The organism is Paraburkholderia bannensis (assembly GCF_014200455.1).
Taxonomy (GTDB): domain Bacteria; phylum Pseudomonadota; class Gammaproteobacteria; order Burkholderiales; family Burkholderiaceae; genus Paraburkholderia; species Paraburkholderia bannensis_A.
This window is the reverse complement of the sequence record NZ_JACHBW010000003.1, coordinates 457228-480927: the sequence shown is the minus strand read 5'-3', so window position 1 is coordinate 480927 and position 23700 is coordinate 457228. Positions and strand designations below refer to the sequence as shown.

The following is a 23700-nucleotide window of genomic DNA, read 5'->3' as shown; positions in this document are numbered from 1 at the left end:
GGCAAAAAACGCGTTTAGCGCGGGCTGTTCTTCAGCGAATCACGGATCTCGCGCAGCAGCAGGACGTCTTCGGGCGTCGGCGCCGGTTCGGCGGGCGCGGGCGCCGCGTCTGGCTGGCGCAGCTTGTTGATGAACTTCACCATCAGAAAGATGATGAAAGCGAGAATGATGAAGTTGATCAGCACCGTGATGAACGAGCCATAGCCGAACACGGCCACGCCCGCGGTCTGCAGATCCTTGTACGAATCGGGATTGCCTTTGAACGACGGCGGAATATTGCCCAGGCGCACGAACATGTTCGAGAAGTCGAGGCCGCCCGTCACCACGCCGATCACCGGCATGATGAGGTCTTTGACGACCGAGTTGACGATGCTGGAAAACGCGCCGCCGATAATCACACCGACGGCGAGGTCCATCACATTGCCTTTGACGGCGAATTCCTTGAACTCTTTGATCACGCTCATGAGCGGGCTCTCCTTGAAGGGGGCGGCACGGGCCTGGTTGCATAACGACGCATTGGCGCAATGATAGCGAACGCACCCGTAACGCGGTAGCGATTTGACATTGGCTGACGTTTTGCCGATTGCGACGTAACGCGAAACGCACTAAGGCACGTCGCGTGCCCGGGAGCGATCAGGCTGACGCGGACTGCGCAAGCATGATCTGTTCGTTGAAACGCCGCGGATCGGTGTTGGTGCCGCACAGCAGAACGCCCACGCGCTGACCGCGCACGACATCGCGCAGCGGGCCATAGAGCGCAGCCGTGGCCGCGGCGCACGCGGGTTCGACGGCCAGCTTCAGCTCGTCGAACAGCATGCGCATGGCGGCGCGCAGTTCATCGTCGGAGACCGTGACGATGCCTTCGAGATGGCGGCGGCACAGCGCATAGCTGTATTGCTCGGTGTGCGGCGACATCAGCGAGTCGGCAATCGAATGCATGTGGGTCAGGCGCACCGTGTGATTGGCGGCGAAGCTGCGGTTCATCGCATCGGCACCCTCGGGTTCCACGCCATAGATGCGCACGCGCGGGTTCGCCAGGCGCAAGGCCGTGGCCACGCCCGCTGCAAGTCCGCCGCCGCCGATCGGCACGATCACCGCGTCGAGGTCGGGCGACTGGGTGGCCCATTCGTAGCCAAGCGTCGCCGTGCCGAGAATCGTGCGGTACCCATTGAAGGGATGCACGAAATAACGGCCTTCGTCGGCTTCGATGCGACGCACGATCTCGAACGCTTCGTGACTGTCGCTCGCGCGTACGATTTCCGCGCCCAGGCTGCGGCACTGATCCACGCGCGCCGGGCTCGCGGTATGAAACAGCACGACCTTGGCGGCGATCCCAAGCCGCTTCGCTGCGTACGCAACGGCAATCGCATGATTGCCGCCCGACACGCAGGTCACGCCCGCGCTGCGTTGCGCGGCATCGAGCGAGAGCAGGTGCGAAAACGCGCCGCGCACCTTGAAACTGCCGCTGGCCTGCAGCAGTTCGAACTTGAAATTAACCAGCGTATCGCCGAGCGAGGGCAGATCGTCGCGATCGAATACCGGCGTGCGCAGCACCCACGGCGCAAGCGTGATGTGCTGCGCGGCGATTTCGTCGAGCGAGGGAATCGCTTCGCCGTCGATGGTGTGATCGGTGGGCAGCGGCGTACCGGTTGACATGGCCAGATTTTCAGCGCGCGTAGGCGTCGACCGACATGCCGCGCACCAGCTTGCGCAGGAAACCTTCGCACGCCGAAAGTTGTTCGAGCGAGACGAACTCGTTGGGCTTGTGCGCCTGCTGGATGTCGCCGGGACCGCACACCACGCTCGGAATACCGGCCCGCGCGAACAGTCCCGCCTCGGTGCCATAGGCGACCTTGCGGCGCGTCTGGTCCGAGGTGAGCGCGCGCACCAGTTGCGTGATCGCCGCCTGCTCGGAATCGTCGAGCCCAGGTGCGGCGGCCACCTTCAGGAATTCGATGGCGGGAGAAGCACCGTCCACGCCTTCGCGCTGCATTTTCGGCACCAGCGTTTCGCGCGCGTATTGCTCGATGCGCGCGAAGATCGCCTCGGGGTCGAGCGTCGGCAGATTGCGGAATTCGAAGGCGAAGCGGCATTCGGCGGGCACCGTGTTGACGGCGTTGCCGCCTTCGATGGTGCTGGTCTGCGCCGTGGTGAACGGCACATCGTAAAGCTCGTCGAAGGGGCCTTGCGCGCGGAACGAATCGGCCAGATCGCGGATGTAGCAGATCAGGCGCGCCGCGTACTCGATCGCGTTGACGCCGCGCGGCGTGAGCGACGAGTGCGCCGCGTGACCGCGCACGCAGCATTGATAGACGTTGACGCCCTTGTGCGCCACGATCGGCCGCATGCTGGTGGGTTCGCCGACGATGCAGCCGTCCGGCTTCACGCCGCGCTTCACGAGTTCCTCGATCATCAGCGGCGCGCCCACGCAGCCAATCTCCTCGTCGAAAGAGAGCGCGAAATGCAGCGGCCTGGCGAGCTTGATCTGCTGGAATTCCGGCACCAGCGTGAGCGCCGCGCCGATAAAACCCTTCATGTCGCAGGTGCCGCGGCCATAGAGCAGGCCGTCGCGGATTTCCGGTTTGAACGGATCGCTGTCCCACTTCTGGCCATCGACGGGCACCACGTCCGTGTGGCCCGACAGCACGATGCCGCCCTCGGTCGAACCATCGTGCGCGGGCAGCGTGGCGAACAGATTGGCCCACTTGCCGTCACGGCCGTAGGTCAGCGTCGAATCGATGCCGCGCGCGCGCAGATCGTCGCGCACGGTTTCGATCAGGCCGAGATTCGGATTGCGGCTAACCGTGTCCATCGACACGAGACGGGTGACCCAGGGGAGTGAAGCGGGAAGATCGGAAGCCGATGCGGCGGGTGATGAATGGGACGACTGGGACGACTCTGGGGAAGACTGCGCTGTTTCAGCGGTGATGCTCATGGTGGGCTCCGGCTTGCTTGTCTTGCCCAATACTACCCAAAAAGGGTGGGACTCGCCAAAGCCGGAAGCCATGTTGCGGCACGCGCGGACGTGGCGCGCCGCAACATGGCGTGGGGACGGATAATCCGACGGTTAAAGCGTCAGATCATCTGTTTAAACAATATCAGGCGCGCGGCGCGGCAGCCCGCGAGGGCGCGCCCAGCGCACGCAGCGTTTCCTTCACCGTCGCCACGCGCACCGCCAGATCCGGGCTGCGCGTTTCGATGCGCAGCTTGTCCTGACCGGCGAGCTTGACATGCTTGTGCTTCTGCACCATTTCGATGATGCGCATGGCGTCGATCGGCGGATTCGGCACGAACTGCAGGCCGATCACGGCTTCGCCCGCATCGATCTTGGTGATGCCGAGCGGCTTGGCGGCGAGTCGCAGACGATGCGTTTCGATCAGCGCGTGCGCTTGCGGCGGCATCTTGCCGAAGCGGTCGATCAGCTCTTCCTGGATGCCGTCGATCGAATCGTCGTGCTCGCAGTTCGCCAGACGCTTGTAGAGCGACAGACGCTCCTGCACGTCGCCGCAATAGTCGGCGGGCAGGATGGCGGGCGCGTGCAGATTGATCTCGGTGGTGGCGGCCAGCGGCGCGTTCAGATCGGGCTCGCGGCCTTCCTTGAGCGCTTTAACGGCGTCGTTGAGCATGTCGGTATAAAGCTGGAAGCCGATTTCCTGAATCTCGCCCGATTGTTTGTCGCCGAGCACTTCGCCTGTGCCGCGAATTTCCAGATCGTGCATCGCCAGATAGAAGCCCGAACCGAGTTCCTCCATCTGCTGGATCGCTTCCAGGCGGCGCTGCGCCTGCTTCGTAAGCCCTTGCGGATCGTGCACGAGCAGATAGGCGTAGGCCTGGTGATGCGAGCGCCCGACGCGCCCGCGCAACTGATGCAACTGCGCGAGACCGAATTTATCGGAGCGGTGGATCAGGATGGTGTTGGCGGTCGGCACGTCGATGCCGGTTTCGATAATCGTCGTGCACAGCAGCACGTTCGCGCGCTGGGCCACGAAGTCGCGCATCACGGTTTCAAGTTCGCGTTCGTGCATCTGGCCGTGGGCCACGACGATGCGCGCCTCCGGCACCAGCGCTTCGAGCATCGCGCGGCGGTTCTCGATGGTCTCGACTTCGTTGTGCAGGAAATACACCTGGCCGCCGCGCTTGAGTTCGCGCAGCATCGCCTCGCGGATCACGCTGTCTTCCTCGCGCCGCACGAAGGTCTTGATGGCAAGCCGCTTTTGCGGGGCGGTTGCGATCACGGAGAAGTCGCGCAGACCTTCGAGCGCCATGCCCAGCGTACGCGGGATCGGGGTGGCGGTGAGCGTGAGCACGTCCACTTCGGCGCGCAGCGCTTTGAGCGCTTCCTTCTGGCGCACGCCAAAGCGGTGTTCCTCGTCGATGATGACGAGGCCGAGGCGCTTGAACTGCACATCGGACGACAGCAGCTTGTGCGTGCCGATCACGATATCGACGCTGCCTTCGTTGATCTGCTGGATCGCGCTGCTGACTTCCTTCGCGCTCTTGAAGCGCGAGAGTTCCGCGATGCGCACCGGCCACTCGGAGAAGCGGTCGGTGAAGGTCTGCGTGTGCTGTTCGGCGAGCAGCGTGGTGGGCGAGAGGATCGCCACCTGCTTGCCGCCCATCACGGCGATAAAGGCCGCGCGCAAGGCCACTTCGGTCTTGCCGAAGCCGACGTCGCCGCACACCAGCCGGTCCATCGGCTTGCCGCTCGTCATGTCGCCGATCACGGCGGCGATCGCCGCGGCCTGGTCGGGCGTTTCCTCGAAGCCGAAGCTCTCGGCGAACTTCACGTAATCCTTCGGATCCAGCGCGAATGCATGGCCCTCGCGCGCGGCGCGGCGCGCGTAGAGATTGAGCAGTTCGGCGGCGGTGTCGCGGATCTGCTGCGCGGCCTTGCGGCGCGCCTTTTCCCACTGGCCCGAGCCGAGCGCGTGCAGCGGCGCGCTGTCCGGATCGGCGCCGCTGTAGCGCGAAATCACATGCAGTTGCGAAACCGGCACGTAGAGCTTGCTGGCGTTGGCATATTCGAGGTGCAGGAATTCGGTGTCGCCTTCGCCGAGATCCATCGTGACGAGGCCGTGATAGCGGCCGATGCCGTGCTGCGCGTGCACGACCGGGTCGCCCACCTTCAGCTCGGACAGATCGCGCACCATCGAATCGACGTTGCTCGCCTGTTCCTGGCGGCGGCGTCCGGCGCGACGCGCGAGCGGGCCGTAGAGTTCGGTTTCGGTGATGATCGAGAGCGCTTCGCCCGGCAGCGCAAAGCCCGTCGAGAGCGGCGCGACGCCCAGCGCGAAGCGCTCGTCGCCGCCGAGCCAGTCCTGGAAGCTGTCCGCCGAAGTGGGGCGCAGGTGGTTGTCGGCGAGCAGTTGCGCGATGGTCTCGCGACGGCCCGCCGATTCGACCGCGAACAGCACGCGGTTTTTCGTGCTGTCCAGATAGCTGCGCAGCGAGGCGAGCGGGTCGTCGGCGTGACGGTCGATCGCGAGCGTCGGCAGCGGCGTGGCCCAGCCGCCCGCGCTCGCCGCCGGCAGCACGAGGCGCGCGAACGGCTTGGCGAACGCGAAGAAGTCCTCGTCGGTCAGGAACAGGCGCGACGGCTCCAGAATCGGGCGCTCGCGGTCATGCGCGAGGAAGTTGTGGCGCTGCTTCGTGTCCGCCGTGAAGCGGCGGATCGACGTCTCCAGATCGCCCGAGAACACCAACTGCGCGTTCTGCGGCAGATAGTGAAAGAGCGTGGCCGTTTCTTCGAAGAAGAGCGGCAGGTAGTACTCGATACCCGCTGAAGGCACGCCGTTGCCAATGTCCTTGTAGATCGTCGCGCGGCTCGGGTCGCCTTCGAACACTTCGCGCCAGCGGCTGCGAAACGCCGTGCGCGAGGCTTCGTCGAAGGGGAATTCGCGGCCCGGCAGCAGCCGCACTTCCTTGACCGGATAGAGGCTGCGCTGGCTGTCGGGGTCGAAGGCGCGGATCGAATCGACCTGATCGTCGAACAGGTCGAGGCGATAGGGCAGCGGCGAGCCCATCGGGAACAGGTCGATCAGCGAGCCGCGCACGCAGTATTCGCCCGGTCGCATGACCTGACTCACGTGCTCGTAGCCGGCCAGCGTGAGCTGCGATTTGAGCTTCGCTTCGTCCAGGCGCTCGCCCTGCGAGAACGAGAACGTGTAGGCTGCGAGGAACGAGGCCGGCGGCATGCGGTAGAGCGCTGTCGTGGCCGGTACCAGCAGGATGTCGCAGCGTCCTTCGCCCAGGTCGTGCAGCGTCGCCAGACGCTCCGAAACCAGATCCTGGTGCGGCGAGAATGTGTCGTAGGGCAGCGTTTCCCAGTCGGGTAGCAGGCGCACCCGCGCTTGCGGCGCGAAAAACGGGATTTCCTGCGCGAGACGCTGGGCGTCCACCGCACTGGCGCAGATCACGGCCAGCAGCGGCGCGGCGGCGCTTTCGTGGTGCGCCTCGCGCGCGGCCTCGCGGTAGCGGGCGATCAGCAGCGCGTCGGATGAGCCGTGGGTGCCGTCGAACGCGTAGCGTTGCCCCGGCTTGACGACGGCGACCGGTGACGCGGACGGGGACTTCGAGGATGCGGCGATTTCGGACATAGGGGCAACAGGTTGGCCTGGGCGAGGCGGCCTTTCGCAAGGTCGCCGGAGTGCCCGTGGCGCGCGCCATCCGGTACGACTTGTGGACGTTGGGCGTGCGGGCAAAGGACCTATTATAAAATCCGTCCTTTACTTTGACTCATCCGGCACTCATCCGGCTCGCGACAACGTGACCTCACGCCTATTTGCCCTGATTCCCTGCGCCGGCACCGGCAGCCGTTCGGGATCGTCCCTGCCCAAGCAATACCGCACGGTTGCGGGGCGCGATCTCCTGCACTATACGCTCGCGGCGTTCGACGCCTGCAGCGAATTCACCCAGACCCTCGTCGTCATTTCTCCCGACGATAGCCACTTCGACGCGCGCCGCTTCAGCGGTCTGCGCTTCGCGGTGCGCCGCACCGGCGGGGCCTCGCGGCAGGCGTCGGTGTACAACGGGCTGGTGGCGCTGGCCGAATTCGGCGCCAGCGACGACGACTGGGTGCTCGTGCACGACGCCGCGCGCCCCGGCATCACGCCCGCGTTGATCCGCTCGCTGGTCGACGCGCTCAAGGACGATCCGGTCGGCGGCATCATGGCGCTGCCGGTGGCCGATACGCTCAAGCGCGTCGCGCCCCACAACGTGCCGGGCGGCCCGCGCATCGAACGCACCGAATCGCGCGACGGTCTCTGGCAGGCGCAAACGCCGCAGATGTTCCGCATCGGCATGCTGCGCGGCGCGATCGAGCGCGCCCAGCAGGAAGGCCACGATCTCACCGACGAAGCGAGCGCCATCGAATGGCTCGGCCATTCTCCGCGGCTGGTGCAGGGCAGCCTGCGCAACTTCAAGGTGACGTACCCCGAAGATTTCGCGCTCGCCGAAGCGATTCTCGGCGCCTCAAATTAATCGCGTCACCGCATAACCCACACGGAAACACCACACATGGACATCAGAATCGGACAAGGCTATGACGTGCACCAGCTCGTGCCGGGACGCCCGCTCGTCATCGGCGGCGTGACGGTGCCCTACGACCGCGGCCTGCTCGGTCACTCGGACGCGGACGTGCTGCTGCATGCCATCACCGACGCACTGTTCGGCGCGGCCGCGCTCGGCGACATCGGCCGCCACTTTCCGGATACCGACAAGCAGTTCTACGGCGCAAACAGCCGCGTGCTGCTGCGTGAATGTCTGCGCCGCGTGGAAGAAGCGGGCTTCACGCTGATCAATGTCGATAGCACCGTGATCGCCCAGGCGCCCAAGCTTTCACCGCATATCGACGCGATGCGTGCGTGCATCGCCGAAGATCTCAAGCTGTCGCTCGATCGCGTGAACGTGAAGGCGAAGACCAACGAAAAGCTCGGCTATCTGGGTCGTAGCGAAGGTATCGAAGCGCAGGCGGCGGTGTTGCTCTCGCGCGCTTGAGATTCATTTTTAAGCCTTGAAACAAGGGCTTTTATGAATCGCTGCAAGCCGCGCGCAAACGGCGTGCCTCTAGCGTATCGAATATAGTGAGCAGGTCGCATGCCTGCTCTCCTGTCAAAGGCGGTGGTTGCATCTGCAATCATCGCCTTTGCTTTTCTTGCTCATTTCTTGCCTTTTTATTTCCGTTTTTTTCGTCTTATGCTGAAGACGTAACCGGAAGTGGAAAGGGCAATGACGGCACTCGAAAGACGCGTAAAAGGCCTCGACGGTCTCCGGGCACTGGCCGTGATGCTGGTGTTCCTCTCGCACAAGGCCCATGTCGAGGCCATCGACGCCGGCAAGATCGGCGTATGGCTATTCTTCCTGATCAGCGGCTATCTGATCATCGGCGAACTGCATCGCAATCGGGTGAGGGTGGAGCAGCAGACCGCGCGGCGCGATGCCGTGCTCTACGTTTTCTACGTCAAGCGCGCGCTGCGCATTTTCCCGGTCTATTACCTGCTGCTGATCGCGCTGACGATTGCGCACGCGTTCTTCTATCAGCGCGATGTCGATCTGGGTCTGGCATGGCACTTCGCATTCCTGTCCAATTTCTGGATCGGCGTGGTGCACGATGGCTGGCCGGGGACGGTGTCGCATTTCTGGAGTCTCGCGGTTGAGCAGCAGTTTTATCTGATCGCGCCGTTCGCGCTGCTGTTTGCGCGCGCTGCGCGTCATCTGAGGATTTGCATCGGCATGATCTGTGCGGCGGCGCTTGCACATCTCGGGCTTTACGCGAGCGGTGCGATCGAGCCGCTGGTCTACGCGTTCTCGCCATGGAATTTTGCTTTGCTCGCCTTGGGCGGAGCGTTGGCGATCGGTGGCGAGCGTGTGCGGGTGGCGGGGCGTTTGCCCGCCGCGCTGTGGTGTGCGCTGGCGTTTGCGTGCCTTGGCGTGTTCGCGTTAGCGCGCGCCGATTGCGTGAGCTGCGAGGCGACCCAGCGCGCCGTGATGCCGGGTCTGCTCGACATCGGCCTCGCGCTATCGATGGGCGCGGTTTTTCTGTGGATCGTGCGTCGTCAGGACAGTGCGCTGGTTGCGGCGCTGGAAGTGCGGCCGCTGGCGTATCTCGGCACCATCAGCTACGGCTTCTATCTGTTTCACAATCTGGTGCCGTCGCGGTTGGGCGATGCGCCGGCGTTTTACGCCCGGCTGCATGTGCCGTCGTTTGCGCAGGACTGCCTGCCACTCGCGCTGCAGTTTGCGCTCGCCGTGTTGCTCGCGCATCTGTCGTGGCAACTGCTGGAAAAGCGCGTGCTGGAGTGGAAGGCGCCGCTGGCCACGGCGATCCGCAACCGTCTGCCCGCGCGCTCGGCCGCGGGCCAGATCTGAGGGCGCGCGCCGTGAGCGTCAGAAGGTGGCGCCGCCGATTTCGCGCCCGCCCGGGCAGAGTTCGCCGGTCTGCAGTCCGTCGAGCACGCGCAGCACCTCGCTTGCGCTGCGCCCTACGTTGAGGCTGTTCACGGATACGTGCTGGATGGTGTTGTCCGGATCGACGATGAAGGTCGCCCGCAGCGCCACGCCGGCTTCCTTGTCGCGAATGCCAAGCTGATCGATCAGTTCACCTTTCACGTCGCCGAACGAATAGTGATTCAGGCGGTTGAGGTCCGGGTTCTCGCGCCGCCAGGCGAGCTTGACGTATTCGTTGTCGCAACTGCCGCCCATCAGCACGGTGTCGCGGTCTTCGAATTCCTTGTGCAATTGCGCGAATCCCACGATCTCGGTTGGGCAGACGATCGTGAAATCCTTCGGATAGAAGTAGATCACTTTCCACTTGTCCGAGAAGGTCTGCTCGGTGATTTCGAGGAAGGCCGATTCGCCGTTTTCTTCAGGATGATTGAAGCCGGGTTTCGCAGCCGTGACGGTGAAGGCGGCCAGTTTGTCGCCGACGGTTTTCATGGCGTCGCTCCTTGAAAACATAACGTGCAAGCACGCCCCGTGCGCGCGTTGCTTCCTTGCGATTGTGGCAGGGGATGGCGACGCACGCCGCGAGCCTGTACTCGCAGCATGGTCGCATCAAAGGAGGGAAGGCGGACTTCAGGCGCCCTTGGCGAGCGGAAACTCGATGGTCACTTCGAGGCCGGGGCCGGGCGCGCGGTTGCGCAGGCGCAGCGCGCCGCGATAGCGGCCCACCAGACGCTGCACGATGGCCATGCCAAGGCCCGTGCCATTCGCCTGGGTGCGGGCGCTGTCGACACGATAGAAAGGCCGCGTGACGAGCGAGAGCTGGTCTTCGGGAATGCCGGGGCCTTCGTCGACCACGGACAGTTCCACGCGCGAATGCGAGACGCGCGTTTCCAGCATGATGTGAGGAATGCCGTCCGATTCGCTTGCGCCGTACTTGCGCGCGTTCTCGATCAGGTTGCCGACGATGCGGCGCACGTCGGTGTCGTCTGCTTCGATCACGGCCGTGGGCGCGAGGCGCGTGATCAGACGCACGCCGTCTTCGCCCGCCAGGCGCGCGGCCATTTCGCTGGCGATCACGGAAAGATCGACGCGCTCCGGCATGCGCTGCACGGGCCGCGCATAGTCCAGGAAGCGCCCGATGATCATGTCCATCTGCTCGATGTCGTCGACCATCGCGTCCTTGGTCGCCTGGTCGGACGGACTCATCTCCGTTTCCAGCCGCAGCCGCGCGAGCGGCGTGCGCAGGTCGTGGGAGATGCCCGCGAGCATCAGCGCGCGGTCGGCCTCCAGCTGTTCGAGGTCGCGCACCATCTGGTTGAACGAGCGATTGGTTTCGGCGGCCACGCCCATGCCGCTTTCAGGCAGTGGCGCGGGCGACTGGCCGGAGCCGACCATGCGCGCCGACATCGCCAGCCGCGCGAACGGCCGGTTCACCAGACTCGTGATGAAGGCCGCGCCGAACAACGACAGCGCGAGCGCGGACACGCCCCAGCCGACCCATTGCAGTCCGGTGACGTTGTCGAGCTGGTCGCGGTCGAGCGCGACCCAGTAATCGTCGTCGTCGATCTTGAAGCTGATCCACACGCCAGGAATGTCGTTGACCGACTGGGCGATGATGGTGTCGTCGCCCAGACGCCCGCGAATGTCATGCTCGATCAGCCGATTGAGCGATTCGTCGGGCTGCAGCTTGTATTTGTCGGTGGTTTCGCGCGGATAGACGCGCACGCCTTCGTTGCTCTCCAGATCCTGCAGCAGCGCGCGGCGCAGGTCGGGATCGGAATAGAGCAGGGCCGTGCGCGTGAGCTTGACGACGGCGACGAGCTGCAACGCCACGCGCTGCGCGCGCGGCTCGCGCTCGATCACACGAAAGCTCTGGAACCATGCCGCGAGGCTGACCGCGATGAGCAGCGCAATCAGCAGGAAGGTGCGCCAGAACAGGTCGCCGAACGCGAGCGTCAGCAGACGCCGGTCAATGCGCATGGACCCTTCCCATCAACAAAGGCAGTGCAGGCAAACAGACACCCGAAGACACGATCACAGACTCATCCAGGATCAGGCGGCGCCGTCGGGGATGAAGACGTAGCCGAGGCCCCAGACCGTCTGGATGAAGCGCGGGCTGCCCGGATCGGGCTCGATCAGCTTGCGCAGACGCGAGATCTGCACGTCGAGGCTGCGGTCGAACACTTCGTACTCACGGCCGCGTGCCAGCTCCATGAGCTTTTCGCGCGACAGCGGTTGACGCGGATGACGCGCGAACACCTTCAACACCGAGAATTCGCCCGTGGTGAGCGGAATTTCCTGACCGGCCTTGGTGAGTGTGCGGGTGGCGAGGTTCAGCGCGAATTCGCCGAACTCGAACACTTCGGTGGTTTCCGACGGCGCGCCCGGCAGTTCGGACGGCGCCTGGCGGCGCAGCACGGCATGAATGCGCGCGACCAGCTCACGCGGGTTGAAGGGCTTCGGGAGGTAGTCGTCGGCGCCCATTTCGAGGCCCACGATGCGATCCACGTCTTCGCCCTTGGCGGTGAGCATGATGATCGGCGTGCGGTCGTTGCTGCCGCGCAGGCGACGGCAGATCGACAGGCCGTCTTCGCCCGGCAGCATCAGGTCGAGCACCAGCAGGTCGAAGCGTTCGCGCACCCACAGCTTGTTCATGGCGGGTGCGTTTTCTGCGACGTAGACGTTAAAGCCCTGCTCGCCGAGGTAGCGGCGCAGCAGGTCGCGCAGTCGCGGATCGTCGTCGACAACGAGAATTTTGGACGGGTTCTTGGTTTCCATGCCTGGCATCTTAGCGCGATTGAGTTACGGTGCGAGATTGCACCGATTAACAGGTTACAGTCAGTTACAAAATTTACCCGGCCTGTGCCACGGCATCAAGCACTGACAGATAGACTTCTTTACGTTTAGCGGCCATTCGGTGGATACTTCATTCGATTTTCGAACCAGTGCCCGTGTCAGAGCCGGGTCCACATGTATTCGAGGTAGCCGTTTGCCGCGTCAAGAAGGGAACAAAACGATGGGAGGGGTCGGCCCGACAATGCGCCACACCGTGATCGCGCTGGCGTTGGCCAGCGGCGTCGTGGCGGCATTGGAGACGGCGCCCGCCCATGCGCAGACCTTCGCCGACGGCCCTCATGCGGGCAGCCGCTACGCGGGCAGGCCGCCCATCCGTCGCGTTCGCAACGACCAGCCGCCGCGTCCTGCTTCTGACCTCAATCAACGTCCCGCCGTTCCCCCCGATCTCGACGAGCGTCGCCGCGACGGCCACATGACGCCCGAAGAGCGGCGTCTGCTGCGCCAGCACATCGAAGACGCCGTGCGCGAACTCTACAAGCGCTGATTGCTTCTCCCCTTGTTTGCCGAGTTGCTTGCCCGATTGCTTGCGCTGTTGGTTGCGGCTGCAATGGCGCCGCATGAGTGTGCCGTTCGATGCGCGGTGCTTCAAGCCATGCTTTACACGCTTCACCCCTTGTTTCATTTCCCCCGCCTTCCCCTAACTTTCCTGCCTGGATTGGTTCGCGCTTCTTTCACGTGGGCCTTGCCGGAGCATTCCTTCGGATAACGCCTGGCGGCACGGAAAAATTCCGTTGCAATTGCGTCGTCAACAACCGCGCCGATCTGGCCGTTAAACCGCTACATTCATCCTCAACGGATGCGCGATCGGCCCATGCGCTCCTCGATCCCATGTCTGCCATGAAACGGTTGATGCGATTCATGCCTGTCCCGTCGGAGCGCCTGGCGATGCTCGGTGCGGCTTCGACGTCGGTGCTGGCTTCGGTGCGGGCGCTCGCGCAATCCGCAGCGCCTGCCGCAGTGTCTGCTTCAGTACCCGGCCATCACGCGCACCATCATCGCGCAGCCAGCGCGCCGGTATCCACGGATCAAGCCGATGCCGATCTGCTCGACGCCGACGACGCCACCCATCTGCTGATCCGCACGGGCTTCGCACCGGCCAACGCCGATGTCGCGCCTTACGTCGGCCTCACGCGCGCCGCCGCCGTCGCGCATGTGCTCTCGACGGCGCGCACCGACGCCGTCACGCCGCTGCCCGCGTGGACCAGCGAACCCCTTCTGACCCGCGCGCAGCGCAACGCGCTCACGCAGGATCAACGCCGCGACGAGCAGCGCAAGCGCAGTCAGGATTATGACGATCTGCGCGCCTGGTGGATGCGTGAAATCCTCACCACACCTTCGCCGCTCACCGAGCGTATGACGCTGTTCTGGCACAACCACTTCACCTCAGGCCAGGACAAGGTCGGCGAGCCGCAGTTGATGGCCCAGCAAAATGCGCTCCTGAGGCGTCACGCGCTCGGAAGTTTCGCGGCGATGCTCCACGATGTGGCGAAAGATCCGGCGATGCTGCTGTATCTCGACGGTGCGAGTAACCGCAAAGGCAAGCCGAACGAGAATTTTGCGCGCGAAGTGATGGAGCTTTTTACGCTGGGGGAAGGGCAATACACGCAACGCGATGTCTCCGAGGCGGCGCGTGCGTACACGGGCTGGGGCGTCGATCCCGATACCTTGCGGTTCGACTGGCGTGCGCAGCAGCACGACGACGGCCTCAAGACGGTGCTGGGTCACACAGGCATGTTCGACGGCGACGCGGTGCTCGACATACTGCTGGGCGAACCCCAGACGGCGCATTTCGTTTCGGCCAAACTCTGGCGCGAGTTCGTCTCGGATACGCCAGATCCGGCGCAGCTCGATACGGTGGCCGACCGCTTCCGGTCGAGCGGCTATGACATCAAGGCGGCGTTAGGCGCGCTGCTTACCACGCCCGCGTTCTGGGACGAACGCAATCGCGGTGTGCTGGTAAGTTCGCCGGTCGAGTTCATCGCGGGCACGGTGCGGCGTTTCGACGTGACCTATGCGGATACGGCGCAGTTTGCGCGCACCTCGGCGTCGCTCGGCGAGAATCTGTTCTATCCGCCCAACGTGAAGGGCTGGCCCGGCGGCGCGACATGGATCAATAGCTCGACACTCCTCGCGCGTAAGCAGTTCGTGGAGCAACTGTTTCGCTCGACCGGGCCGCAGCGCGCGTCAGCGCCTGCGCATCCGGGCAGCGGCGCGATGACGAAGAGCGCTGCGGGCATGCCGGGAAGCGGTGCCGCAACCACGCCGGCGAAGCCGTTGCCCGCGGGTATGCATTTCGATCTGGACGGCTGGCTTGGCCGCTATGGTCTGACTGCCGGCTCGGTGCCGAATCTCTCGGCGCAATTGCAGATGCAGCACGCGGTATTGCCGCTTGCACCGGTTGATGCGATCGCGGCGGGCAGTAGCGCCGAGTCATATCTCCAGGCACTCCTGATGGACCCGGTGTATCAACTGAAATGAAGCAGGAAACGAAGCAGGAAACGAAGCAGGAAACGAAGCCGGAAACGAAGCAGGAAATGAAGCGGACAGCGATGATGGACCCACGAAACGAGCGGCCGCGCGCCGCCAGGACCGAACGAGGCATGGCATGAAGCGACGCGACTTCCTGGCCGCAGCGGCGGCAATGACGGCCGCAGGCGCAACGTGGCTGCCCGAATCCGCCTGGGCGCAAGCCAGCGCTCCCGCGCAACCGCGTGCGAGCGGCTACGAGAATCTGCTGATCCTCGTCGAGCTCAAAGGCGGCAACGACGGCCTGAACACCGTCGTGCCTTACGCGGACCCGCTCTATGCGAGCTATCGCCCGAGCATCGGCGTGCGTCGCGGCGACGTCATCCAGATCGACGAACGCACGGCCCTGCACCCCGCGCTCGCGCCGCTGCTGCCGATGTGGCGCGCACACGAACTCGCGATCGTGCAGGGCGTGAGTTACGCGCAGCCCAATCTGTCGCATTTCCGCTCGATCGAGATCTGGGACACCGCTTCGCGTTCCGACCAGTATCTTCGCGAAGGCTGGCTCACGCGCGCATTCGCAAACTCGCCGGTGCCAAAGGGGTTTGCCGCCGATGGCCTGGTGCTGGGCAGCGCCGAAATGGGCCCGCTCGCGAACGGCGCGCGCGCCATCGCGCTCGTCAATCCGGCGCAGTTCGCGCGCGCCTCGCGCCTTGTCACGCCGGTCGCGCTCAAGGAACGCAATCCGGCGCTCGCGCATATTCTCGATGTCGAGAACGATATCGTGCATGCGGCGGATCAACTGCGTCCGCGTCCCGGCGAATATGCGTTGAAGACGGCGTTTCCTGGCGGCGCGTTCGGCGCGTCGATCAAGACCGCGATGCAGGCGCTTGCGTCGGGCGATTCCGTGCAGGGCGCGCCGGTAGCCGGGCAGGGCGTGGCGGTGATCCGCCTCACGCTCAACGGCTTCGATACGCACCAGAACCAGCCCGAACGTCACGCGGATCTGTTGCGCCAGTTCGCAGCAGGCATGGTCGCGATACGCTCGTCGCTGGTGGAAATGGGACGCTGGGATCGCACGATGATCGCCACCTACGCGGAGTTCGGTCGACGCGTGCGCGAGAACCAGAGTCGCGGCACCGATCACGGCACCGCATCCGCGCATTTCGTCGCGGGCGGGCGCGTGGCCGGGGGGCTGTACGGCGACGCGCCGCAACTCGCACGTCTGGACGGCAATGGCAATCTGCCGGTTGCCGTCGACTTCCGGCAGATCTATGCGACGGTGCTGGAGAACTGGTGGGGACTCGACGCGCGAGCGGTGCTGCAGCAGCGCTTTGAGCCGCTGCCCTTATTGCGCGTCTGAGGCTCAGGCGCGCCGTGCCGCGCGCCACGCGATCCAGAGCTTGCGGATCGGCGTGAGTGCAATGTGCTGATGCAGCACCTGGAATTGCTCGCGTTCCACCTCGTCGAGCAAGGCGAGTTCAAGTGCCGCGAGTGCGCGCAACATGCGTTGATGGCGGCGTTCGCCGGCCGGGATGGCCGCGAGCGCCGCATGTACCGCTTCGCGCGCACGGCCGGTCTGGAACTGCATGAGTTCCGTAAATTCCGCGCTGTAGCGGCGGTTGATCAGATCGGCGGCGGTGACGTTGTAGCGCTGCAATTCGTCGATCGGAATATAGATGCGGCCGTGGCGCGCGTCGTTGCCGATCTCGGGTACGAATTGCGCGAGCATCAGCGCGTTGCCCAGCGGGCTCGCCCACTGCGCGACGGCGGCGCGCTCGTCTTCCGTGCGTGCGCCAACCTGCGCGATCAACGTTGCGAACGTGCCGCCCACGCCTTCCATGTAACGGCGCAGATTCGACAGATCGAGATAGCGGGCCTGTTCGAAATCCATTTCGAATCCGGCCAGCAACTGCTGCAGCAGCGGATATAGCCCCTCCACGTCAGGCGCATGTTGGGCGATCGCCTTGGTGACGGGATGGGCGGGGTTGCCCGCCGCGAGCGCGGCCAGTTCCTTCTGCCACCAGGCGAGCTTGGTGCGCCCGACAGTCGGGTCGCTGGTTTCCTTGGCGGTCTCTTCGAGTTCGCGGCGCAGCGCGAAGAGGGCGGCGAGCAGCGGCTGCTGCGCCGTGCTCGCCTGGCGCAGCGCGTAGTAGGTGCTCGATCCTGGAGGAGCCGCCTTCTGCAGGCAGTATTCGTCGAAATTCACGGGGTTCGGGGGCGTGGGGAAGCGCGGCGATTCTAGCATCGGCGCGGTTTTGCGGCGCCCGTCCAGCGCGGCGTTTAGCGAGATGCAGACAAGCGGGAGGCAATCGGTTAGAATCTCGCGCTTGGCGCTAAGGGCAGCCTTTTGATTGCAGACCGGATTGCCGGTTGACCGCAAAAAAAGGGCGCTCAAATCCGCGCAGAAGGTCTGTATCGCACGCGACTCGCTTTACCGGTTCGCAGCGCTGTTGCCGGCCAGAAAGATTCGCGTGAGTGGCGAAATTGGTAGACGCACCAGGTTTAGGTCCTGACGCCCGCAAGGGTGTGCCGGTTCGAGTCCGGCCTCACGCACCAGGCTAGTAAAGACAAAGGCCACGTACTTAACGGTACGTGGCCTTTTTGTTTTGCATCCGGCGAGGGCGCCGTGGTGCGCTGCCAGCCCATCAGTTTCAGTTATCGCATGCGCCGCTTCAGAGTTCTTCCTGGGTCGCGGCGATGACTTTCTCCAGCGCGCGGTTGAGCAGCTCGCGCTCCTTGTCGTCGAGCGCGGCGAACAGGTCCTCGTTCCACTTGCGCGCAATCGGCATGACCTTGCGATAGAGAGCGCGTCCATCGCTCGTGAGCGAGACGAGCACGAGGCGTCCGTCTTCCTCGCTCGCATTGCGCTCCATCAGGCCGCGACGCATCAGGGCTTCGGCGGCGCGACTGGCCTGGCTCTTGTCGAGATTGGCGTGGCGAGCAAGCTCCATCACCGAAAACGGACCGAACGCGCCGACGGCGGCGATCAGGCGCGCTTCGGGCAGCGTGATGCCCAGTTTCGCCTGGTAGCGCTCGCTTGCACCGCGTTCGGAGAGCTTGTTCAGGACATGGAGCCGATAGGTCAGAAATTGTTCGAGTCCGGCTTTGCTTTCCTTCATGGTCGTCCTGGTCTGGTCGCGTAAGGTATGCGCGATGGTGTCGCGCTCACCGTGATTGTTGCCGCAACCAGCGCGCGGGTCAACGCGCATGAACCCTCAAAACGCATGCTGGCGCGCGCCATGACGGAGCGTACGAATCTATTAATCGCTTACTGCGGAAATCGTTGCGTGCGCACCCGGGAAAGTCTGACGATTTCGGGTGGCGCAGCGCGAGCCGCTTTACGCGGGACGTGCGCCGTAGCGCAGGCGTGTGAGTTGTTCGGCTTCGTTCGCGAGCAGCGTGGCGGCATCGCGGATCGCCGTTTCCAGCGTGATCGGGCCGGGTGCGGGCGAGAAGCAGCCGCTGAAATGCTCGCCCAGGCGCGGGAGCGCGGCGGCATCGACGGCGCCCGATAGCAGCGTGGCCGGTACGCCCGCGGCCTGCGCATGGCGGCAGGCGATGAAGGGCGCCTTGCCGTGCAGCGTCTGCACGTCCGAACGGCCTTCGCCGGTGATGAGCCAGTGCGCGCCGTCGAGTGCGGCATCGAGACCGATGGTGCGGGCCACCACTTCCGCGCCCGGCTCGAAGCTCGCGCCCAGCATGCGCAGCGAGAAACCCAGGCCGCCTGCCGCGCCTGCGCCCGCTTCGTCGCGTGCGCGGCGGCTCAGGGCGGTTTCGAGCAGATCGGCGAAGCGGCCGAGCGCCGCGTCGATCGTCGCGACCTCCGCGGCGCTGACGCCTTTTTGTGGGCCGAATACGGCGGTGGCGCCATGATCGCCGGTCAGCGGGTTGTCGACGTCCGACATGGCGATGAAGGTGGCCTCGGTGAGCCGCGCATCGAGACCCGACACATCCACGCGCGCCACATTGGCGAGCGCTTCCGGCGTGGGTTCGAGCGTTGCGCCCGCCGCATCGAACAGTTGCAGGCCGAGGCCCGCGAGCAGTCCGGCGCCCGCATCGTTGGTGCTGCTGCCGCCAAGCGCCACATAGAAGCGGCGCACGCCTTCGTCGAGCAGTGCGCGTACCGCTTCGCCCATGCCACGCGTGCTGCGCGCGGCGACCGCCACGCCCATGCCCACCGGATCAGTGATGCCGACGATCTCGGCGGTCTCGATCACGGCGCTGCCGTCGTGAAGCAGCCCCACGAGGGCGTCGCGGCGCGCGCCGGCAGCGCCTTCCACATTGAGCGTGCGACGCTCGCCGCCGACGCTCAACATCGCGTCGAGCGTGCCTTCGCCGCCATCGGCCATCGGGCAGATGCGGATTTCGGCGTCGGGCCGGGCGCGGCGGATCCCATCGGCAATCGCGGCGGCGACCCCATCCGCGCTGAGCGAGCCTTTGAACGAATCGGGAGCAATGACGACGACGGGTGCGTCAGCAAACGTCTGGTTAGGCATGGTGTCTCGACTGGAAGAGTAGTAATGGCGGCTGCGTCCGGCGGGGCGTCCGGCGCGAGCGTTAGCTTACCAGTCGCGCGGAGCGTGCTGGATATCCAAGGCGCGATAGCGTGCATTGCGCGGCCCGACGCGACGCACCCGGACGGCGGCCGCCGCAAACACAGGGCAGACGCAGGGCAGACACAGAAAGAGGTTGGTTTTAACCCCAAAACGGGCCGGTTCGGACGCTTTTTGAGCCGCTTTTACGCCTCTTTTCCGTGCCCGAATGGCAATTCCATTTGGGTCGGGCAATAGTTTGCTAAAATACCCGGCTCTTTTGACGGAACCGCACCGCAAACCGTCCATTTCGGCCTGTCGGGTCGGGCGGAACGGGCCGGGTCTCGCGGCTCCCGGAAAGGGCGCCGCCCAGCGGGCAGCGTCCGGGCCAGTCCGCTTCAACGCCTTTGGCGTGTCGCGCGGGCAGCACGGGCGATTGCCGCCAGAGGCGCTTGATTTGCATAGAGAGCGCAAGCCGGTTACGACCTGAGGTCGCAGCAGGCAAGCGGCGCCGACAAGGCACAAGCGAGACGCAAGCGATGCGGATCTTCCCATCGGACTGCGGCAGCAAAGATTACTGATACGCTCGAACAATTTTAGGACGATTGAAGCCATGGCTAACGTTGTTGAAAACCTCGGCAAGCTCGAACGCCGCGTGACGATTTCCCTGCCGAAGGACGCCGTGCAGAAAGAAGTTGACTCGCGCATCCGCCAACTCGCGAAGAACGTGCGCATGCCGGGTTTCCGCCCGGGCAAGGTGCCGCTCAAGATGGTCACGCAACAGTACTCGGGCCAGGTGGAAGCCGAAGTCCTGAGCGACAAGGTCGGCAAGGAATTCTTCGATATCAGCCGCGCGGAAAACCTGCGCGTTGCCGGTCAGCCGAGCTTCGCGCCGAAGGCCGAAGCGGCTGAAGGCGATTACGCTTTCGACGCGACCTTCGAGGTCTATCCGGAAGTGAAGCTGGGCGACATCGCCAGCGCTGAAATCGAGCGCACGACCACGACCATCACCGAAGCCGAAATCGACCGCACGCTGGACATCCTGCGCAAGCAGCGCGTGCACTTCCACGCTCGCGGCGAAGCCGGCGAGCACGGTGACGGCGGCGCAGACACGGCAGCCAAGGAAGGCGACCGCGTGACGGTCGACTTCGTCGGCAAGATCGACGACGTCGCATTCCCGGGTGGCACGGCAGAAGGCTTCGCCTTCGTGCTGGGCGAAGGCCGCATGCTGCCGGAATTCGAAAAGGCAGCGATTGGCCTGAAGAAGGGCGAGTCGCGCGAATTCGACCTGGCGTTCCCCGAGGACTATCACGGCAAGGACGTCGCTGGCAAGACCGCGAAGTTCACGATCACGATGCAGCAGATCGAGTGGCCGCACCTGCCGGAAATCGACGCTGAATTCGCCAAGTCGCTCGGCATCGCTGATGGCGACCTCGTGAAGATGCGCGCTGAAATCAAGGACAACCTTGAGCGCGAAGCCAAGCGTCGCACGCAAGCCATCGTCAAGAACCAGGTGATGGACGCACTGCTGAAGATCGCCGAACTCGAAGTGCCGAACGCACTGGTCGAGCAGGATCAGCAGCGTCTGGTTGAAATGGCGCGTGCGGATCTGGAGCAACGCGGCGTGCCCAACGCCAAGGACGCACCGATTCCGGCTGAAATGTTCAAGGAACAAGCCGAGCGTCGCGTCAAGCTGGGCCTCGTGCTGGCTGAACTCGTGAAGTCGAACAACCTCGAAGCGAAGCCGGAACAGATCCGCGCCGAAGTCGACGAATTCGCGAAAAGCTACGAAGACCCGAAGGAAGTCGTGCGCTGGTATTATTCGAACCAGCAGCGTCTGGCCGAAATGGAAGCGTACGTCGTCGAATCGAACGTCGTTGACTTCGTGATCGGCAAGGCCAAGGTGACGGACAAGCAAGTGAGCTTCGAAGAACTGGCAAGCGCAACGGCGCAGGCTTAAATCTGCCCGCTACGGCGTGCCGGCTGTCGGAGCGACCGACGGCCAGCACGCCGTTTTTGTATCCGCAGAATTTGGCCACACACGCGTCAGGGTTGATTTCTGCGCGGTCCGTCGCCATTCCGGTATTTCAGGTCCAATACGCTTTACCTGTGTTACCAGAACAACTCTTCCAGACAAGGATGCACCGCATGACCATTCGCGCTCAATCGCTGGACACGTTGACCTCCCACGCCTCGCGCGACCTCGAACCGCAGGCGCTCGGCCTCGTGCCGATCGTCGTCGAGACGAGCGGCCGCGGCGAGCGTTCGTATGACATCTACTCGCGTCTGCTGAAAGAGCGTGTGGTGTTCCTGGTCGGCGAAGTGAACGACCAGACCGCGAACCTCGTCGTCGCCCAGCTCCTGTTCCTCGAAAGCGAGAATCCGGACAAGGACATCAGTCTGTACATCAACAGCCCGGGCGGTTCGGTTTCGGCCGGCATGGCGATTTACGACACGATGCAGTTCATCAAGCCCAACGTTTCGACCCTTTGCATGGGCCTCGCGGCCTCGATGGGTGCGTTTCTGCTGGCAGCGGGTGAGAAGGGCAAGCGCTTCGCGCTGCCGAATTCGCGCGTGATGATTCACCAGCCGCTGGGCGGCGCTCGCGGCCAGGCTTCGGACATCGAAATCCAGGCACGCGAAATCCTGTACCTGAAGGAACGTCTGAACCAGCTGCTCTCGCACCATACTGGTCAGCCGGTCGAGCGCATCGCGCGCGACACCGACCGCGACAACTTCATGTCCGGCGACGACGCACAGGCTTACGGCCTCGTCGATCAGGTGCTCCACAAGCGTCCCTGATCCGGCACGCGTTTCCGGCGTCAAAAGGGGCGCCGGGAACGCGTTTGCGGCGTGACTTAACCCCGTGAAAAAAGGGATAGGCACGCCCGTGCGGACCATGTGAAATAATCGGCAAACGCGCTTCGCGGCCTGCGGCCCCAACGCCGTCACAGCAAGCGGTTCACGCACCCCCGGCCGGGCCAGGGGAAACGGCGTATCATGTGTAACAGAGTGTCCGGAGGCTCATCTATCCATGGCGGACAAAAAAGGTTCTAACAGCGAAAAGCTGTTGTATTGCTCGTTTTGCGGCAAAAGCCAGCATGAGGTCAAGAAACTGATCGCTGGTCCGTCGGTATTCATCTGCGATGAATGTATCGACCTGTGCAACGAGATCATTCGCGACGAAGCCGCTGGTGCGGGTATCGATGCGGCCCTGTCGCGCTCGGACCTGCCGAGCCCGCAGGAGATCCGCGACATCCTCGACCAGTACGTGATCGGCCAGGAGCGCGCGAAGAAGATTCTCGCAGTGGCGGTGTACAACCACTACAAGCGCCTGAAGCATCTCGACAAGAAGGACGAGGTCGAACTCTCCAAGAGCAACATCCTCTTGATCGGACCCACGGGTTCGGGCAAGACGCTGCTCGCGCAGACGCTCGCTCGTCTTCTTAACGTTCCGTTCGTGATCGCGGACGCCACCACGCTGACCGAAGCCGGTTACGTGGGCGAGGACGTCGAGAACATCATCCAGAAGCTGCTGCAGAACTGCAATTACGAAGTCGACAAGGCCCAGCGCGGCATCGTCTACATCGACGAAATCGACAAGATCAGCCGCAAGTCGGACAACCCGTCGATCACGCGCGACGTGTCGGGCGAAGGCGTACAGCAGGCGCTGCTCAAGCTCGTCGAAGGCACGATGGCGTCGGTACCCCCGCAGGGCGGCCGCAAGCATCCGAACCAGGATTTCATCCAGGTCGATACGACCAACATCCTGTTCATCTGCGGCGGCGCGTTCGACGGTCTTGAAAAGGTCATCACGGATCGCACGGAAAAAACCGGCATCGGCTTTGGCGCGAGCGTGAAGAGCAAGCAGGAACGCGACACGGGCGAAGTGCTGCGCGAGACGGAACCGGAAGATCTGATCAAGTTCGGCCTGATTCCCGAACTGATCGGCCGTCTGCCGGTGGTCGCCACGCTTGGCAAGCTCGATGAAACGGCGCTTATGAAGATTCTGGTCGAGCCGAAGAATGCGCTCGTCAAGCAGTATCACAAGCTCTTCAACATGGAGCGCGTGGAACTGGAAATCCGCCCGGCCGCGCTGCAGGCTGTCGCCCGCAAGGCGATCCGCCGCAAGACCGGGGCCCGTGGCCTGCGCTCGATCCTGGAACAGGCGTTGCTCGATGTGATGTACGAGCTGCCGGCCATGAAGGGCGTGAGCAAGGTCATCATCGACGACAACGTGATCGATGGCGACGGCAAGCCGCTATTGATCTACGAAGATGCGCCTAAGGTCGCTGGGTCGAACTGATGAGGGTGATCGGCTAAAGAGTTCCGGGAAAAAGCCGTTCATACACTGTGATGAACGGCTTTTTCGTTTATCTTGTGGTCGATGGCGCACCTTTTC

19 protein-coding genes and 1 tRNA gene are annotated in these 23700 nt (G+C 64.1%); 10 read left to right on the top strand and 10 right to left on the bottom strand.

Annotated elements, in window-relative coordinates:
* Window positions 1-14 precede the first annotated feature (14 nt).
* The 4 genes from mscL to mfd form a co-directional block, all read right to left on the bottom strand.
* Window positions 15-464, bottom strand: coding sequence for a large conductance mechanosensitive channel protein MscL (gene mscL, locus F4827_RS07860; protein WP_183723379.1), 450 nt, complete (start codon window positions 462-464; stop codon window positions 15-17).
* Between the two features lie 169 nt (window positions 465-633).
* Window positions 634-1656: a threonine/serine dehydratase gene (locus tag F4827_RS07855; RefSeq protein WP_183723378.1), complete on the bottom strand. Its 1023-nt coding sequence runs from the start codon at window positions 1654-1656 to the stop codon at window positions 634-636.
* A 10-nt stretch (window positions 1657-1666) separates the two neighbouring features.
* On the bottom strand, window positions 1667-2935 hold the full coding sequence (gene argE, locus F4827_RS07850) for an acetylornithine deacetylase (RefSeq protein WP_183723377.1): 1269 nt from the start codon (window positions 2933-2935) through the stop codon (window positions 1667-1669).
* Between the two features lie 163 nt (window positions 2936-3098).
* A complete protein-coding gene (gene mfd / locus F4827_RS07845; RefSeq protein ID WP_183723376.1) occupies window positions 3099-6596 on the bottom strand; it encodes a transcription-repair coupling factor in 3498 nt (1165 codons plus the stop codon).
* Between the two features lie 169 nt (window positions 6597-6765).
* Here mfd and ispD point away from each other — a divergent pair, with 169 nt between their 5' ends.
* The 3 genes from ispD (at window position 6766) to F4827_RS07830 (ending at window position 9366) form a co-directional block, all read left to right on the top strand.
* Window positions 6766-7479 (top strand): 2-C-methyl-D-erythritol 4-phosphate cytidylyltransferase, encoded by a 714-nt coding sequence (gene ispD, locus F4827_RS07840; RefSeq protein ID WP_183723375.1) that lies wholly within the window; start codon window positions 6766-6768, stop codon window positions 7477-7479.
* Between the two features lie 36 nt (window positions 7480-7515).
* Window positions 7516-7995 (top strand): 2-C-methyl-D-erythritol 2,4-cyclodiphosphate synthase, encoded by a 480-nt coding sequence (ispF, locus tag F4827_RS07835; protein ID WP_183723374.1) that lies wholly within the window; start codon window positions 7516-7518, stop codon window positions 7993-7995.
* Window positions 7996-8226: 231 nt separating this feature from the next.
* The gene (locus tag F4827_RS07830) at window positions 8227-9366 is read left to right on the top strand and encodes an acyltransferase (protein WP_183723373.1); all 1140 of its coding nucleotides are present in this window, start codon (window positions 8227-8229) and stop codon (window positions 9364-9366) included.
* Window positions 9367-9384: 18 nt separating this feature from the next.
* Here the strand turns inward: F4827_RS07830 and F4827_RS07825 are convergent, their stop codons facing one another.
* From F4827_RS07825 to ompR, 3 genes are all read right to left on the bottom strand, one after another.
* Window positions 9385-9933: a peroxiredoxin gene (locus tag F4827_RS07825; protein WP_183723372.1), complete on the bottom strand. Its 549-nt coding sequence runs from the start codon at window positions 9931-9933 to the stop codon at window positions 9385-9387.
* 138 nt (window positions 9934-10071) lie between these two features.
* Window positions 10072-11421 (bottom strand): ATP-binding protein, encoded by a 1350-nt coding sequence (locus F4827_RS07820; protein WP_183723371.1) that lies wholly within the window; start codon window positions 11419-11421, stop codon window positions 10072-10074.
* Between the two features lie 72 nt (window positions 11422-11493).
* Window positions 11494-12228 carry a two-component system response regulator OmpR gene (gene ompR / locus F4827_RS07815; protein WP_027814652.1) on the bottom strand — a complete coding sequence of 245 codons (735 nt, stop codon included), beginning with the start codon at window positions 12226-12228 and terminating at the stop codon, window positions 11494-11496.
* Between the two features lie 229 nt (window positions 12229-12457).
* Here ompR and F4827_RS07810 point away from each other — a divergent pair, with 229 nt between their 5' ends.
* From F4827_RS07810 to F4827_RS07800, 3 genes are all read left to right on the top strand, one after another.
* Entirely contained in the window at window positions 12458-12781 is a 324-nt protein-coding gene (locus F4827_RS07810) for a hypothetical protein (RefSeq protein WP_260175026.1), read from the top strand.
* 374 nt (window positions 12782-13155) lie between these two features.
* Window positions 13156-14775 (top strand): DUF1800 family protein, encoded by a 1620-nt coding sequence (locus F4827_RS07805; protein ID WP_260175025.1) that lies wholly within the window; start codon window positions 13156-13158, stop codon window positions 14773-14775.
* Between the two features lie 127 nt (window positions 14776-14902).
* The gene (locus F4827_RS07800; RefSeq protein ID WP_183723370.1) at window positions 14903-16126 is read left to right on the top strand and encodes a DUF1501 domain-containing protein; all 1224 of its coding nucleotides are present in this window, start codon (window positions 14903-14905) and stop codon (window positions 16124-16126) included.
* 3 nt (window positions 16127-16129) lie between these two features.
* On the opposite strand, the gene F4827_RS07795 is transcribed toward F4827_RS07800, so the two are convergent.
* Window positions 16130-16972 carry a squalene/phytoene synthase family protein gene (locus F4827_RS07795; RefSeq protein WP_183723416.1) on the bottom strand — a complete coding sequence of 281 codons (843 nt, stop codon included), beginning with the start codon at window positions 16970-16972 and terminating at the stop codon, window positions 16130-16132.
* A 263-nt stretch (window positions 16973-17235) separates the two neighbouring features.
* On the opposite strand from F4827_RS07795, the gene F4827_RS07790 reads away from it, so the two are divergent.
* Window positions 17236-17322 (top strand) — tRNA-Leu (locus F4827_RS07790).
* A gap of 116 nt (window positions 17323-17438) precedes the next feature.
* Here F4827_RS07790 and F4827_RS07785 read toward each other — a convergent pair.
* Together F4827_RS07785 and F4827_RS07780 are read right to left on the bottom strand one after the other, a co-directional pair.
* Entirely contained in the window at window positions 17439-17885 is a 447-nt protein-coding gene (locus F4827_RS07785; protein ID WP_183723415.1) for a MarR family winged helix-turn-helix transcriptional regulator, read from the bottom strand.
* 219 nt (window positions 17886-18104) lie between these two features.
* Window positions 18105-19262, bottom strand: a complete 1158-nt coding sequence (locus tag F4827_RS07780; protein ID WP_183723369.1) for a glycerate kinase — start codon at window positions 19260-19262, stop codon at window positions 18105-18107.
* A gap of 649 nt (window positions 19263-19911) precedes the next feature.
* Here F4827_RS07780 and tig point away from each other — a divergent pair.
* The 3 genes from tig to clpX all read left to right on the top strand — a co-directional run bounded on the left by tig (window position 19912) and on the right by clpX (window position 23604).
* Window positions 19912-21258 carry a trigger factor gene (tig, locus tag F4827_RS07775; RefSeq protein WP_183723368.1) on the top strand — a complete coding sequence of 449 codons (1347 nt, stop codon included), beginning with the start codon at window positions 19912-19914 and terminating at the stop codon, window positions 21256-21258.
* 188 nt (window positions 21259-21446) lie between these two features.
* Complete coding sequence (clpP, locus tag F4827_RS07770; RefSeq protein ID WP_027814661.1) at window positions 21447-22100, top strand: ATP-dependent Clp endopeptidase proteolytic subunit ClpP; 654 nt, start codon at window positions 21447-21449, stop codon at window positions 22098-22100.
* 232 nt (window positions 22101-22332) lie between these two features.
* Window positions 22333-23604 carry an ATP-dependent Clp protease ATP-binding subunit ClpX gene (gene clpX / locus F4827_RS07765; protein ID WP_183723367.1) on the top strand — a complete coding sequence of 424 codons (1272 nt, stop codon included), beginning with the start codon at window positions 22333-22335 and terminating at the stop codon, window positions 23602-23604.
* Window positions 23605-23700: the final 96 nt, after the last annotated feature.